We start from the raw sequence: 13,812 nt of genomic DNA, 5'->3' as shown, positions 1-13,812 counted from the left end.
GACCCGTCGCCGAGACTCGCGGAGTGGCGGCGCAGCGCGGCGATGGTGGTTTGCACCTGCCGCCGCTCAACGCCCTGCGCAGCTTCGAGGCCGCCGGCCGGCTGGGCAGCATCCGCGCCGCGGCCGCCGAGCTGTACGTCACGCCGGGCGCGGTGAGCCGGCAGGTGCGCGCTCTCGAGTCGTGGCTCGGGGTGGCGCTGTTCCGGCACGAGGGCCGCACCATCCAGCTGACCGACGTCGGCGCGCGCTACCTGCGCTCGGTCACCGAGCACCTCTCGGCGATCGCCGAGGCCACCGGGCAGGCGACCGGCCGGTGGCGGGCCGAGGAGGCGCTCAACATCCGCTCGTACACGCTGCTGGCGAGCACCTGGCTGATCCCGCGGCTGACCCGGTTCCGCCGCAGCCAGCCGTGGATCGAGCTGGAGCTGGTCACCTCCAGCGACCCGGCCGACTTCGGGCGCACCGACGTCGACGCGGAGATCCGGCCGGCTGCGTCGGGCCCGTGGCCCGGCTCGGACGCCGACCTCGTCGTCGACGCCGACCTCGTGCTCGTCTGCAGCCCCGGCTACGTCGCGGAGTACCGGCTCGACGACCCGTCGGACCTGAAGCGGTTGCCCGGCGACGGGTTCCTGCGCTCGGCGGCGTCGCCGCACCTGTGGAAGATCTGGTTCGACGCCGTCGGGCTGGACGGCATCGCGGTCACCCGCGGCCCCACCTTCGGCGACTCGACGCTGGCCTACCAGACTGCCGCCGCGGGGCACGGGGTGATGCTGGCCCCGCTGCCGTTCGTAGAGCCGGACCTGGCCGCAGGGCGGCTGGTGATGCCGTTCCCGCAGGTGCGCCGGCCGCGCACGCAGTTCTACCTCGTGTACCCCGCCGATCGGCCGCACCGCAAGGCGTTCACCGCTTTCCGCAAGTGGTTGCTGGCCGAAGGACGGGCGACGGCGCGAGCCAGCGCCTGACGGGTCAGGCTCGACCCAACCCCTCGACGATCTCGACGGCCACTTCGGCCATGAGCCGGTCGCGCTGCACCCCCAGCCGCAGGCCGGTCAGCTCCTCGATCCGCCGCAGCCGGTAGGCGATCGTGTTGGGGTGCACGTGCAGGCGCCGGGCCGCCTGGCTCGGGCTGCTGTTGACCTGGAAGTACGCGACGAGAGTGGCGAGGTAGGGCATGCCGGTGGCGGCCTCCTCGTCGAGCAGCCGGCCGATCACCTCCTCGCCGAACGAGCGCAGCTCACCCGCGTCGGGGAACCGCGCCAGCAGCCGGTTGACGCCCAGGTCGCGGAACGCCACCACCTGGCCGGACCCGGCCCGCTGCGCGACCGCCAGCGCGCGGCGCGCCTCCCCGTAGGAGCGGGCGACGTCGACGGCCCGCCGGTGCGCCTCCCCGATCCCGGCCGGCCGGCCGGCGCGCTCGGCCAGTACGACGGCCCGGTCCACCGCGGCCGGTCCGTCGTCCGCCGCGACGATGACGACGAGCTCGTCCACGCGCGCGGCGACGATCGCGTCCGGCGCTCGTCGACGCACCACGGCCTCGGCGACCGACGGTTCGCCCGCCAGCACGGCGACGGCGTGCGGGCGCCCGTCGTGCCCGAGGTGCGCGGCCCACCGCTCGACCTCGCCGTCGTCGTGGCGACGGCCGAGCAGCAGCGCCTCGACGAGGTCGCGCCGCGCCGCGCCGCCGGAACCGCCGGCCACGGCGCAGGCCAGCGCGGCGTGCTCCGCGGCGAGCTGCCGCAGGTCCGACGGCGGCCCGCCGACCACGACGTGGCCGGCGCCCACGGGGATCGCCGCGAGCACGCCGTCGGAGAGGCCCAGGACCGGGCCCACCGCGGCGACCACCCGCGCGCCGTCGAGCACCGTGACGGGAGCGCCGAGACCGGCCGCGAGGATCTCCGCGACGGCCGCGGGATCGGCGCCGCGGGCCACGGCCGCGGAGATCCGGTGGCAGGTCGCGACGACGTCGCGCGCGTACGCGCAATGGTCCCCGGCCGGCATGGCGCGCACGCTAGTGGCTCGGTAACTAGATAGCTTTACCGGCAGGCTGCTTCGCGGGATCATGGTGTGTGGCGTTGACTGTGTCGGTGGAGGTGCCGGGGCGGGATCGTGAGGTTCTGCAGTCGTGGTTGCGTGCTACCTCGATTCCGGCCGGGCTCGCGCAGCGAGCGCGGATCGTGCTGCTGGCCGCGGACGGGGTCGCGGTCAAGGACATCGTGGAGCGGGTCGGGGTATCGAAGCCGACGGTGATCGGGTGGAAGAAGCGCTACGCCGCAGAAGGCATCGCGGGTCTGGAGGATCGCCCGAAGCCGGGCCGGCCGGCGGTGATCGACGAGGTCGCGGTGGTGCTCGCGACGCTGGAACCGCCACCGGAGCGGCTCGCGGTGACGCACTGGTCGTCGCGGTTGCTCGGTGTCGAGCTGGGGATCTCGCACGTGTGGATCGGCAAGATCTGGCGCCGGTGGGGGCTGCAGCCCTGGAAGGCCGAGACGTTCAAGTTCTCCACCGACCCCGAACTCGAAGCCAAGGTCCGCGACGTCGTGGGTCTGTATCTGAACCCGCCCGACAAGGCCGTCGTGCTCTGCGTGGACGAGAAGTCCCAGGTCCAAGCCCTGGATCGGACCGCGCCGATCCTGCCGATCCGGCCCGGGATCCCGGAGAAACAGACCCACGACTACGTCCGCCACGGCACCACCACCTTGTTCGCCGCGCTGGAGGTTGCCACCGGCAGAGTTGAGCAGGTGTGCCTGCCACGGCACCGCCACCAGGAGTTCCTGCGCTTCCTCAAACAGGTCGCCAAGGCCTACCCGCGGCGGAAACTGCACCTGGTCGTCGACAACTACGCCACCCACAAACACCCTGCCGTGCGCGCGTGGCTGGCCCGCAACCCGCGGATCACCCTGCACTTCACCCCGACCTCGGGCTCGTGGCTGAACCTGGTCGAGGTCTTCTTCTCGATCATCACCCGCCAGGCCATCCGCCGCGGCAGCTACAGCAGCGTCAAGGACCTGATCGCCGCGATCGGCCGGTTCATCGACGGCTGGAACGAACGCTGCCACCCGTTCGTCTGGACCAAGACCGCCGACGACCTACTCGACCACTGCAGACCAGGTCAACGAACATCGTTTACGCGACACTAGAACTGCGCAGCGGCAGCGGGCAACTGCTTCACCACGCGTGGTCTCCACCATTGTGGGGCACCACAACCGCAGGTCGGGACGGGCTTCCCGGGTCACGACGAGCGGGCCGACCGTTGAGTTTTCCGCACCCTTGATTGAGGTATTCGCCCAGCTCACGGGCATATCGCGGCGGTTGGTGGCCCGTTTGTGGAACCACCCAACGGCAGCCGCCCCGGAATTGGAATCGCAGCCGATACCGCAGCATCGGAACGCCTGCGAGCCTGGATTGCGTTCGGCACCGGATACCACTTCCGATTGCACGAAATGCCGTTTCCCGTCATTCGCCAGAGGTGATCGCCATGCTCGTCGACTTCCGGCCCCACACCCGTCTGCGGGCCGAGCAGCCCGTCGACATCGGCGCGTCCGTGGTACCGGTGCTGGAGGCGCTGAGCGAGAGCACGGCCGACCTGGACCGGGTGCGGGTGGTCGCCGACTGGGTGCAGTACCGCGCGAACTTCCGCGACGTCGTCGACGTCCGCCCGATCCTGCACACGCCGCGCGAGCCGCGGCCGGGCACCGTGCCCGTACCGATGCCGATGGGCGCCCGCGAGGACGACCTGGAGATCGCCGTCGACGTCCGTCGCAGCGGCGGAGCCGCCGCACTCGAGCACAGCGGCGGCGCACCACTCAAGGAGCTGGCCGCGGCCCGGCTGCAGCAGCGCTCCGGGCACGTTCTGCTGGAGGACTGGGGGCGCGGCAGCGAGAGCTGCATCTGGGACTTCAACGCTCTCTACTGGGCGGCGCTGGAGCTGTGGGAGAAGGCCAGCGGCCAGGGCTACGAGCAGGCGCTGCCCGGCGGGGAGAGCGACGCCCGCAACACCGACGCCGCCCGCGAGCTGATCGACGAGCTGTTCACCGTCTGGGACCGGCTCGCCGCCACGAACGCCCTGCCCGACGAGCTGTACGTCGTCGAGCTCGGAGTCGGCAACGGCAACCAGGCCAAGGTGTTCCTCGACGCGTTCCGCGCCCGCGACGAGGAGCACGGCCGCGGCTACTACCAGCGCCTGCAGTACCTCATGTGCGACTACTCCCAGCACGTGCTGGACCTGGCGCGCGAGACCGTCGCCGAGCACCTCGACCACGTCAGTGCGTTCGCGCTGGACGCCGTGCGGCCGTGCACCGCGCTGGGGTTCCTGCAGTACAAGGTGTTCCTGGTCTACGTCTCCAACGTCTACGACAACCTGCCGACCGACGAGGTCGCGCACCTCGGCGGACGCACGTACTGCGTGGAGACCCGCGCCTACCTGCCCGCCGACGCGGCCGCGGAGCTGGCGGCCTCGGTCGCCGTCGACGTCGCGGACCTGCCGGCGCTCGTGCACAAGCTGCTGCGGCTCGGGCCCGCGCTGCTGCCGGACGCGGCACCGCAGCACCTGTCCGACGTCGACGCGGCCGTCGACTTCTGGCAGCGGGTGTGGGCGGCGCTGCGGCTCGAGGAGCGGTACGTGCCGCTGGCCGGGCTCGACACCTACGCCCTCTCGACGCCGACCCTGCGCTCGTTCCACGGCGCCGAGACCGAGCTGGGCGGGGAGCTGCTCGGCCCGCTGCTGGAGTCCGGCGCCGACCTGCGCATGCACGTCAGCAACGGGGCCCTGACCAGCTTCGTCGAGAGCCTGCGGCTGCTGCACCCCTACGGCCGCCTGGTCTGCCACGACCTGTTCGTCACCGCGGCCGAGGGCTACCGCACGCACTTCCGCGGACCGGGCAAGTACGACGGCTCCGTCGTCAACTGGGTGAACGGGCCGCTGCTGGCCCACGTCGGCCGGCGGCACGGGTTCGACGTGCGCTACGAGCGCTTCCGGCACCGCAACGGCGGCAACATCGTCACGATGACCGCGCAGGTCGGTGACTGACGTGACCGTCCTGCTCCCCACCACGGTCATCGGTTCCTGGCCGGTGCCCGAGTGGCTGGCCCGGATCAAGACCGAGTGGTTCCGCGGCCGGCTGAGCCACGCCCAGCTGCAGGACGTGCACGAGACCGCGATCAAGGCGGCGCTGCGCGACCAGGAGCAGGCCGGCATCGACATCGTGTCCGACGGCGAGCTGCGCCGCGACAACGACGTCGACTACCTGCTGGCCCGGATGGCCGGCATCGAGATCCCGCGCACGACCAAGGACTTCTACTTCGACTACTACGAGCCGCGGATCACCGCGCCCCTTCCGGAGCCGGCCGGCACCCTCGGGCTCGCCGACGACTACGCCTTCACCGCCGGCCAGACCGACCGGCCCATCACGTTCTCCTTCACCGGGCCGTTCTCGCTGGCCCACCGCATCCGCGACGAGGCGTACGGCGACCGCCGCGCGCTCGCGCTCGCCGTCGCCCGCGTGCTCAACGCGGAGGCGCACGCACTGGCCGCCGCGGGCGCCACCCGCCTGCAGATCGACGAGCCGTTCCTCGCCGGCCACCCCGACGAGATCGGTGTGGCCGTCGAGGCGATCAACGCCGTCACGGCCGGCGTGCCGGTCTCCTGGGGCCTGCACGTCTGCTACGGCAACCGCTACGCCCGCCCGTCGTGGGAGGGGCACTACGACTTCCTGTTCCCCGCGGTGCTCGACGCCGCCGTCGACCACCTCGTGCTCGAGTTCGCCCGCAAGGGCGGTGCCGACCTGCCGGTGGTCGCCCGGTGGGACCGCGACCTCGGTATCGGCGTCGTCGACGTGAAGAGCCCGCACGTCGAGACGCCCGAGACGGTCGCCGAGCGCATCCGGCGGGCGCTGGAGTTCGTGCCCCCCGAGCGGCTCGTCGTCAACCCCGACTGCGGGCTGCGGCACCTCTCCGGAGCCGTGGCCAGGGCGAAGCTCGCCGCGATGGTGGCCGGCGCCGAGCTCGTCCGAGCCTCCCTGCCCGCCCTGCACACCGTCTCCCAAGGAGCAGCCCCATGACCCAGTCCACCCCGCACGACATGCTGTTCACCTCGGAGTCGGTCACGGAGGGACACCCCGACAAGATCGCCGACGCCATCTCCGACGCCGTCCTCGACGCCGCGTTGGCCGCTGATCCGCTCTCCCGCGTGGCCTGCGAGACGCTGATCACCACCGGCATGGTCGTGCTGGCCGGGGAGATCACCACCCGCGACCGGCTCGACTACACCGGCATCGTCCGCGAGACCGTCAACCGCATCGGCTACGACGACGGCGCCTACGGCTTCGACGGGCACAGCTGCGCCGTGCTCGTCGCGCTGGACGGGCAGTCGCCCGACATCGCGCAGGGCGTGGATCGCGCGTACGAGAGCAGCAGCTCGTCGGACGAGCTGGACCTGGCCGGGGCCGGTGACCAGGGGATGATGTTCGGCTACGCGACCGACGAGACCCCGGAGCTGATGCCGACGCCGATCGCGCTGGCCCACCGGCTCGCCCGCAGGCTGGCCGCGGTCCGCCGCGACGGCACGCTGGGCTACCTGCGCCCGGACGGCAAGACCCAGGTCTCGGTCCGCTACGTCGACGGCGCGCCGGTCGGCATCGAGCGGGTCCTCGTGTCCACCCAGCACGCCGAGGAGGCGACGCACGAGCAGCTCGTCGCCGACATCTGGGAGCACGTGGTCACCGCGGAGCTGCCGCCCGACCTGTACGACGCCGACGCGCTGCGCGCCGACCTGCTGGTGAACCCGACCGGCCGGTTCGTCATCGGCGGACCGGTCGGCGACGCCGGCCTCACCGGCCGCAAGATCATCGTCGACACCTACGGCGGGTTCGCCCGCCACGGCGGCGGCGCGTTCTCCGGCAAGGACCCGTCGAAGGTGGACCGTTCGGCCGCCTACGCCGCCCGGTGGGTGGCGAAGAACGTGGTGGCCGCGGGGCTCGCGCGCCGCGCCGAGGTGCAGGTGGCGTACGCGATCGGCGTGGCCCGCCCGGTGTCGCTGATGATCGACACGTTCGGCACCGAGACCGTCGAGCGCCGCCTGGTGGAGAAGCTGGTGGCCGAGCACTTCGACCTGCGGCCGGCAGCGTTCCGCCGCGACCTGGACCTGCACCGGCCGATCTACTCCCCCACCTCGGCGTACGGGCACTTCGGGCGCACAGACGTCGACCTGCCGTGGGAGCGGACCGACCGGGCCGCGGCGCTGCGCGCGGCGGCGGGCCAGTGAGCGAGCTTGCGAGCGAACCCTCGGCACAGCGCGCACTTGCGAGCGAACCATCGGCACAGCGCGCACCCGTGCTGGTCGCGGGCTCGGTCGCGACCGATCACCTCATGCACTTCCCGGGCCGGTTCGCCGACCAGCTCGTCGCCGATCAGCTCGCGCACCTGTCGTTGAGCTTCCTCGTCGACGACCTGGTGGTGCGCCGCGGCGGGGTGGCCGCCAACATCGCCTACGGCCTGGGCGTGCTGGGCGCCGCGCCGGTGCTGGTCGCCGCGGTCGGGGCCGACTTCGTCGAGTACCGGGAGTGGCTGGGGCACCACGGCGTCGACTGCAGCGCCGCGCACGTCTCGGCGACCGCGCACACTGCGCGCTTCACCTGCACCACGGACGACGACCAGTGCCAGCTGGCGTCGTTCTACCCGGGGGCGATGAGCGAGGCGCGCACGATCCGGCTGGCCCCGCTGGTGGCCGCGCACGAGCCGGCGCTGGTGCTGGTCGGCGCGGACGACCCGGAGGCGATGCTCGCCCACACCGCGGAGGCGCGCGAGCTGGGCCTGCCGTTCGCCGCCGACCCGTCGCAGCAGCTGCCGCGGCTGGACGCCGACCAGTGCCGCGCGCTCGTCGACGGCGCTCGCTGGCTGTTCACCAACCAGTACGAGTGGCAGCTGCTGCAGCACCGGACGGGCTGGGACGCGGCCGCCGTCGCGGAGCGCGTCGACACGCGCATCACGACGCTCGGCGCGAAGGGTGCGCTGCTGGTCACCGGTGACGCCGGCATCCACGTCGACCCGGTGCCGGCGCGGGAGGTGGTCGACCCGACCGGGGTCGGTGACGGGTTCCGCGCCGGGTTCCTCGCCGGGATCGGGCGTGGGCTCGACCCGGAGCGGGCCGCTCAGCTGGGCTCGCTCGTCGCGGTGACTGTGCTGGAGACGGCCGGCGCGCAGGAGTGGCGGCTCGATCCCGAGCGGGACCTCGACCGCCTCCGCTCCGCGTACGGGCCGGCCGCGGCGGCGGAGATCGAGCCCGTGCTCGCCTGGCAGCGGGTGCCGTCGTGAGGCCGCTGGAACTGGCCCCGCGCGCCGCGCTCGCCCAGGCGCTGGAGGGGGCGTCGTACGAGGTGCTGCCCCTGTCCGGCGCGGAGGCGTCGGTGCTGGTGCACGTGCCGCGCGACGTGCCGCTCACGGTGACGACCACGGAGGCCCGCGGCCTGGCCGCCACGCTCGACCTGGCGGCGCGGCTGCGCCGCGGCGGTTACCGGGTCGCGCCGCACCTGGCGGCGCGCCTCGTGCGCGACGAGGCCCACCTGGCCGACGTCGTCGCCCAGCTGCGGGAGGCAGGCGTCGACGACGTCTTCGTCATCGCCGGCGACGCGCCCGCCCCGGCCGGCCCGTTCCCGGACGCGTTGAGCCTGCTGGCAGCGCTGGACCGGGCAGGTCGCCCGTTCGCGTCGGTCGGGATCGCCGGCTACCCCGAGGGGCACGCCCGCATCGGCGACGGCCTCGTCGAGCGCGCGCTGGCGGCGAAGGCCCCGCACGCCACGCACGTCGTCACGCAGATCTGCTTCGACGCCGCGGCGACCGCGCGGTGGGCGCGCGCGTCCCCGCTGCCCGTGCGGGTCGGCGTGCCGGGCCCGGTCGCCCGCGCCAAGCTGGTGCGCATCTCGGCCGGTCTGGGCCTCGGCCAGTCGGCCAGGTTCCTGGCCAAGCAGCAGAACCTGGTGTGGCGGTTCCTGCTGCCGGGCGGGTACCGGCCCGACCGGCTGCTCACCGCGCTCGGGCCGGAGTTCGCACTCGGCGGTGCGCTGGCCGGCATCCACGTCTTCACGTTCAACGAGCTGGCCGCGACCGAGCGGTGGCGGCAGGAGTGGCTGGCCCGATTGGCGGACGCGGCATGACGGCCCACCTGATCGACGGCCACGGCTGCGCCCGCGCGTTGCTGGCCGGCCTCGCCGACGAGGTGGCCGCGCTGCGCACTGCGCCCGTGCTCGCCACCCTCGTCGCCGGTGGCGACCACGGCAGCGCCCTCTACCACCGCCGGCTGCAGGCGCTGGCCGGGCGGCTCGGCATCGGCCACACGGCCCGCGAGCTGCCGCCCGACGCCGGCCAGCAGCAGGTGCTCGACGCCGTCGCCGCGCTGAACGCCGACCCGGCCGTCTCGGGGATCCTGCTGCTGCGGCCGCTGCCACCGGGTGTCGACGAGGCCGCGGTGTTCGCCGCGCTCGACCCTGCCAAGGACGTCGAGGCGGTGCACCCGGAGAACGCCGGGCTGCTCGCGCTCGGGGTGCCCCGGTTCGTGCCGCCGACCCCGGCCGCGGTGTTCCACCTGCTCGACACCTGGCTCGACGACGTCGGCGAGGCCCGCGCGGACTTCTACCACCGGTCCCGCATCGTCGTGGTGGGCCGGTCGAACACCGTGGGCCGGCCGGCGGTGGCACTGGGCTGCGCGCGGGAGGCCGTCGTCGAGTCGGTGGACGAGTGGGCCGACCGCACCCGGGGCCTGGGCCGCCACACGCGCTGGGCCGACGTGCTGATCGTCGCCGCCGGCCGGCCCGGGCTGATCCGCGCCGAGCACGTCACCCCGGGCACCGTCGTGATCGACGTCGGGATCAACGCCGTGCGTGGGCCGGACGGGCGGGTCCGCACGGTCGGCGACGTCGACGCGACGTCCGTCGCGCCACGGGCGCGGGCGCTCACCCCGGTGCCCGGCGGCGTCGGACCCGTCACCGACGCGTGGTTGCTGCGCAGCACCGTCGCCGCCGCGCGCAACCGGACCGAGCCGAGTTTGCAGGAGGTGTCATGAGCACGCGTGGTGTGCTGCTGCTGTCGTGCCCGGACGTGCCGGGCATCGTGCACGCGGTGTCGGGGCTGCTCGTGGAGCAGCGCTGCACGATCGTCGCGAGCCAGCAGTTCGGCAGCGGGACGTTCTTCATGCGGGTCGAGTTCAGCAGTGTCGACGGGGAGGTCGATCTCGACGCCGTGCGGGCCGCGATGGGCCCGCTGGCGCAGCGGTTCGGCATGACCTGGAAGCTCGTCGACCCCGCGGAGCGGACGCGGGTGGTGCTGATGGTGAGCCGGCACCTGCACTGCCTCAACGACCTGCTGTTCCGCACCTCGATCGACGACCTGCACCTGGACGTGGTCGCGGTGGTGTCCAACCACCCCGACGCGGGCCGGCTCGCCGACAGCTACGGGATCCCGTTCCGGCACATCCCGGTGACGCCCGAGACGAAGCCGCAGGCGGAGGCGGAGCTGCTGGAGCTGGTGGACCGCGAGCGCGTGGAGCTGGTGGTGCTGGCCCGCTACATGCAGATCCTCACCGACGACGCGTGCAAGCACCTGGAGGGTCGCGCCATCAACATCCACCACTCGATGCTGCCCAGCTTCAAGGGCGCCCAGCCCTACCACCAGGCGCACGCGCGCGGGGTGAAGGTGATCGGGGCGACCGCCCACTACGTCACCGCGGAGCTCGACGAGGGCCCGATCATCGAGCAGGAGCTGACCCGGGTCGACCACTCGCTGGATCCCGACCAGCTCACCGCTCGCGGGCGGGAGGTGGAGAGCCGGGCGCTGGCGCGTGCGGTGCGCTGGCACTCCGAGAACCGGATCGCGCTCCACGGGCAGCGGACGGTCGTGTTCCCGTGATCACCGGCGCCCGGTCAGCGGCCGAACGTTGAGCGGAACGCAACCGTAGGCGCCGTTCTTGTCGCGGGAGCGACCCGTTCCCGCACCGTACGATCGCTCGAACCCGATCTTCAGGGCCGTTCGCACAACGTCGTCGAGCAACGGATCGAGTCCCCCGATGAGTGAGCTTGCGAGCGAATCATCGGCACAGCGCCTCGCGCAGCGCCGACCGAGCGTCAGCGAGGGAGTGCACGTGAGCGAGCTTGCGAGCGAATCATCGACACAGCGCCTCGCGCAGCGCCGACCGAGCGTCAGCGAGGGAGTGCGATGAGCTCACCTGCCCGCGAGCCGCTGCTCGCCGTGTCGGACCTCTCCATCGACCTGACGGGGGAGACCGTCCAGCGCGGCCTCATCCACGACGTCACGTTCGCGGTGGCGCCGGGCGAGTCCGTCGCGCTGATCGGCGAGTCCGGCTGCGGCAAGACGATGACGGCGATGGCGGTGCTCGGGCTGCTCCCCCGCGGCTTCGCGGTGACCGGCGGAGAGATCCTGCTCGCCGGCCGTGACCTCCTGCGCTGCTCCGCCCGCGAGCTGCGCGCGGTGCGGGGCCGCACGATCGGCGCGATCTTCCAGGAGCCGATGAGCAGCCTCGACCCGACGATGCGGGTCGGCGACCAGATCGCCGAGGCCCGCAGGCTGCACCTCGGCGAGAGCCGCAGGGTCGCCCGCGTGCGGGCGAAGGAGCTGCTCGACCGCGTCGGCATCGCCGACGCCGCGCGGCGCCTGGACTCCTACCCGCACGAGCTGTCCGGCGGCATGCAGCAGCGGGTCATGATCGCGTCCGCGATCGCCTGCGACCCCGACCTCGTGCTGGCCGACGAGCCCACCACCGCGCTCGACGTCACCATCCAGGCCGAGATCCTGGAGCTGCTGCGCGAGCTGCGCAGCGAGCAGGGCATCGCCGTGCTGCTGGTGACGCACGACCTCGGCGTGGTCGCCGACTTCTGCGACCGCGTCGTCGCGATGTACGCCGGCACCGTCGTCGAACGGGCCGGTGTCGACGACCTGTTCGCCGACCCCGCCCATCCCTACACGCGGGCACTGCTCGACGCCGTCCCGCAGACCGGCCACCCGCGCACGCTGCTCCCCGTCATCCGGGGGCGCGTGCCGGCAGCGGGCCACTTCCCGGCGGGCTGCCGCTTCGAACCCCGCTGCGCGCACGGCGGGGACGCGCGCTGCCTCGCCCCGCAGCACGAGACCACCCTCGCTGAGCGGCGCACCGTGCGCTGCGCGCGGGCCGCCGACGGCGATCCCGTCACCCGCCCCGTCGCGACCGTCTGACCCCCCGCACCCGTCCCGGGCGACGACGCCCCTTCACGGACAGGAACGCCATGGCATCGCTCAAGGCCCGACTGCTCGCACTCCTCGCCGCATTCGTGATGGCCGGTTCGCTGGCCGCGTGCGGCTCGCCGTCGGGGGGCGGCGCGGACGCGCAGGGGCGCCACCGGCTCACCATCGGCGCCAGCGCGATCCCGTCGTCGCTGGATCCGCGCAAGTCCGCGCCGTACGAGGCGCAGTGGATCGGGATGCTCTACGACACGCTGATCCAGCGGGCGCCGGACGGCACGTTCCAGCCCGCGCTCGCGGAGAGCTGGACCCTCTCGCCGGACGGCCGCACGCTGGAGCTGACCCTGCGGGCCGGCGTCACGTTCCAGGACGGTGCCCCGTTCACCGCGGCCGCGGTGAAGGCGAACATCGACGCCGCGAAGGCCGGCGGCACCAACTTCTCCACCCAGCTCGCCGGCGTCGAGTCGGTCGAGGCCGTCGACGACCGGCACGTCCGGTTCCGGCTCGCCGGCGCCCCCGCGCCCATGCTCGGGATACTCGCCGGCGAAGCCGGCATGATCATCAGCCCGGCCCGGTTGGGCGACGACCTGTCCCGCACCGGTGCGGGCGCCGGCCCGTACAAGCTCGGCAAGTTCGAGGGACCGCGGCTGGAGTTCACGGCGTGGCCCGGGTACTGGAAGGCCGACGCCGTCAAGGTCAGCGGGGTCGACATCGACGTCTTCATCGACGACAGCGCCCGGCTGCGCGCGCTGCGCTCCCGCCAGCTCGACACCGCGTTCATCATCCCGTCGCAGGTCAAGGAGGTGGAGTCGAGCGGGCTGACGGTCCTGCACGCGCGCACGTCCGAGTCGTTCTGGGGGGTGCTGGTGAACACCGGCCGCCGCGAGCTGGGCAACCCGAAGGTCCGGCAGGCGATGATGCTCGCCCTCGACCGCACCGCGCTCGCCGAGAACGTCTTCGGCACCGCGGGCTGCACACCCAGCGCGCAGCCCTTCGCCCGCAACGACTGGGCCTACTCCCCCGAGCTGGAGAAGCTCCCGGCGGCGCAGTTCGACCTCGCGCGGGCGAAGGCGCTGATGGCCGAGGCCGGCGTCAGCGGCTTCAGCATGGAACTGCAGATCGGCACCGCCCAGAACTACCAGCAGGTCGGCCAGATCCTGCAGTCGCAGTGGCGGGAGATCGGCATCGACGTGCGCCTGCGCCCGATGGAGAACGTCCAGTTCGTCACCGCCCGGCGCAAGGGCGAGTTCGACGCGACGGTGTCGGTCTACCTGCACGCCCGACCCGACCAGAGCGCGTTCGTCCAGAACTTCTACCTGCCGGGCGGGATCTTCAACCCGGGCCGCTTCGACCTGCCCGGCACGGCAGCGCTGCTCGCCGAGTCGTCGTCCAGCTCCGATCCCGCGGTGCGCGGACCGGCCATGCACAAGCTGATGGAGGCCGTCACCACCGCCGGTCCGCCGGTCCTGCCGATCTGCTCCTCGGAGCGGTTGGCCGCGTACCGCGACACCGTCCACGACCTCGACATGACGTTGGACACCAAGTTCGTGGGTGTCGGCGTCAACCCCGCCTGATGGGCGGCGGAACCGGCGC

The 13,812-nt window shown here is 73.1% G+C and carries 12 protein-coding genes; 11 read left to right on the top strand and 1 reads right to left on the bottom strand.

Annotated elements, in window-relative coordinates; all coding sequences use genetic code 11:
* Window positions 1-23: 23 nt before the first annotated feature.
* The gene (locus ACQEVB_RS39440) at window positions 24-962 is read left to right on the top strand and encodes a LysR substrate-binding domain-containing protein (RefSeq protein WP_432984610.1); all 939 of its coding nucleotides are present in this window, start codon (window positions 24-26) and stop codon (window positions 960-962) included.
* Between the two features lie 4 nt (window positions 963-966).
* On the opposite strand, the gene ACQEVB_RS39435 is transcribed toward ACQEVB_RS39440, so the two are convergent.
* Window positions 967-1,998: a PucR family transcriptional regulator gene (locus tag ACQEVB_RS39435; RefSeq protein ID WP_432984607.1), complete on the bottom strand. Its 1,032-nt coding sequence runs from the start codon at window positions 1,996-1,998 to the stop codon at window positions 967-969.
* Between the two features lie 68 nt (window positions 1,999-2,066).
* Between ACQEVB_RS39435 and ACQEVB_RS39430 the strand changes: the two genes are divergently transcribed.
* From ACQEVB_RS39430 to ACQEVB_RS39385, 10 genes are all read left to right on the top strand, one after another.
* Window positions 2,067-3,137, top strand: coding sequence for an IS630 family transposase (locus tag ACQEVB_RS39430; protein WP_432966308.1), 1,071 nt, complete (start codon window positions 2,067-2,069; stop codon window positions 3,135-3,137).
* 338 nt (window positions 3,138-3,475) lie between these two features.
* Window positions 3,476-5,026, top strand: coding sequence for a hypothetical protein (locus ACQEVB_RS39425; protein ID WP_432984604.1), 1,551 nt, complete (start codon window positions 3,476-3,478; stop codon window positions 5,024-5,026).
* A 1-nt stretch (window position 5,027) separates the two neighbouring features.
* Window positions 5,028-6,056, top strand: a complete 1,029-nt coding sequence (locus tag ACQEVB_RS39420; protein WP_432984601.1) for a hypothetical protein — start codon at window positions 5,028-5,030, stop codon at window positions 6,054-6,056.
* Window positions 6,053-7,258, top strand: coding sequence for a methionine adenosyltransferase (gene metK / locus ACQEVB_RS39415; RefSeq protein WP_432984598.1), 1,206 nt, complete (start codon window positions 6,053-6,055; stop codon window positions 7,256-7,258). Before ACQEVB_RS39420 ends, metK begins: the two co-directional genes overlap by 4 nt.
* A 104-nt stretch (window positions 7,259-7,362) precedes the next feature.
* Complete coding sequence (locus tag ACQEVB_RS39410; protein WP_432985511.1) at window positions 7,363-8,307, top strand: carbohydrate kinase family protein; 945 nt, start codon at window positions 7,363-7,365, stop codon at window positions 8,305-8,307.
* Window positions 8,304-9,146, top strand: a complete 843-nt coding sequence (locus ACQEVB_RS39405) for a methylenetetrahydrofolate reductase (protein WP_432984595.1) — start codon at window positions 8,304-8,306, stop codon at window positions 9,144-9,146. Before ACQEVB_RS39410 ends, ACQEVB_RS39405 begins: the two co-directional genes overlap by 4 nt.
* Window positions 9,143-10,051 carry a bifunctional 5,10-methylenetetrahydrofolate dehydrogenase/5,10-methenyltetrahydrofolate cyclohydrolase gene (locus ACQEVB_RS39400; protein WP_432984592.1) on the top strand — a complete coding sequence of 303 codons (909 nt, stop codon included), beginning with the start codon at window positions 9,143-9,145 and terminating at the stop codon, window positions 10,049-10,051. The genes ACQEVB_RS39405 and ACQEVB_RS39400 overlap by 4 nt, the downstream gene beginning before the upstream one ends.
* Entirely contained in the window at window positions 10,048-10,893 is an 846-nt protein-coding gene (purU, locus tag ACQEVB_RS39395) for a formyltetrahydrofolate deformylase (protein WP_432984589.1), read from the top strand. Before ACQEVB_RS39400 ends, purU begins: the two co-directional genes overlap by 4 nt.
* A gap of 306 nt (window positions 10,894-11,199) precedes the next feature.
* The gene (locus tag ACQEVB_RS39390) at window positions 11,200-12,213 is read left to right on the top strand and encodes an ABC transporter ATP-binding protein (RefSeq protein ID WP_432984586.1); all 1,014 of its coding nucleotides are present in this window, start codon (window positions 11,200-11,202) and stop codon (window positions 12,211-12,213) included.
* A 50-nt stretch (window positions 12,214-12,263) separates the two neighbouring features.
* Window positions 12,264-13,793, top strand: coding sequence for an ABC transporter substrate-binding protein (locus ACQEVB_RS39385; RefSeq protein ID WP_432984583.1), 1,530 nt, complete (start codon window positions 12,264-12,266; stop codon window positions 13,791-13,793).
* Window positions 13,794-13,812 lie beyond the last annotated feature (19 nt).

This window comes from Pseudonocardia sp. CA-107938, assembly GCF_050936315.1.
GTDB lineage: Bacteria > Actinomycetota > Actinomycetes > Mycobacteriales > Pseudonocardiaceae > Pseudonocardia.
Note: the sequence above shows the minus strand (reverse complement) of the source record. Positions and strands in the feature narration are given on the sequence as shown.

What these genes read in the sequence shown, in the direction of transcription:
- ACQEVB_RS39390 (WP_432984586.1), top strand. Translation starts at nt 11,200, where the DNA reads ATGAGCTCACCTGCCCGCGAGCCGCTGCTCGCCGTGTCGGACCTCTCC.
- ACQEVB_RS39400 (WP_432984592.1), top strand. Translation starts at nt 9,143, where the DNA reads ATGACGGCCCACCTGATCGACGGCCACGGCTGCGCCCGCGCGTTGCTG.
- ACQEVB_RS39410 (WP_432985511.1), top strand. Translation starts at nt 7,363, where the DNA reads ATGCACTTCCCGGGCCGGTTCGCCGACCAGCTCGTCGCCGATCAGCTC.
- ACQEVB_RS39425 (WP_432984604.1), top strand. Translation starts at nt 3,476, where the DNA reads ATGCTCGTCGACTTCCGGCCCCACACCCGTCTGCGGGCCGAGCAGCCC.
- purU (WP_432984589.1), top strand. Translation starts at nt 10,048, where the DNA reads ATGAGCACGCGTGGTGTGCTGCTGCTGTCGTGCCCGGACGTGCCGGGC.
- metK (WP_432984598.1), top strand. Translation starts at nt 6,053, where the DNA reads ATGACCCAGTCCACCCCGCACGACATGCTGTTCACCTCGGAGTCGGTC.
- ACQEVB_RS39385 (WP_432984583.1), top strand. Translation starts at nt 12,264, where the DNA reads ATGGCATCGCTCAAGGCCCGACTGCTCGCACTCCTCGCCGCATTCGTG.
- ACQEVB_RS39435 (WP_432984607.1), bottom strand. Translation starts at nt 1,998, where the DNA reads ATGCCGGCCGGGGACCATTGCGCGTACGCGCGCGACGTCGTCGCGACC.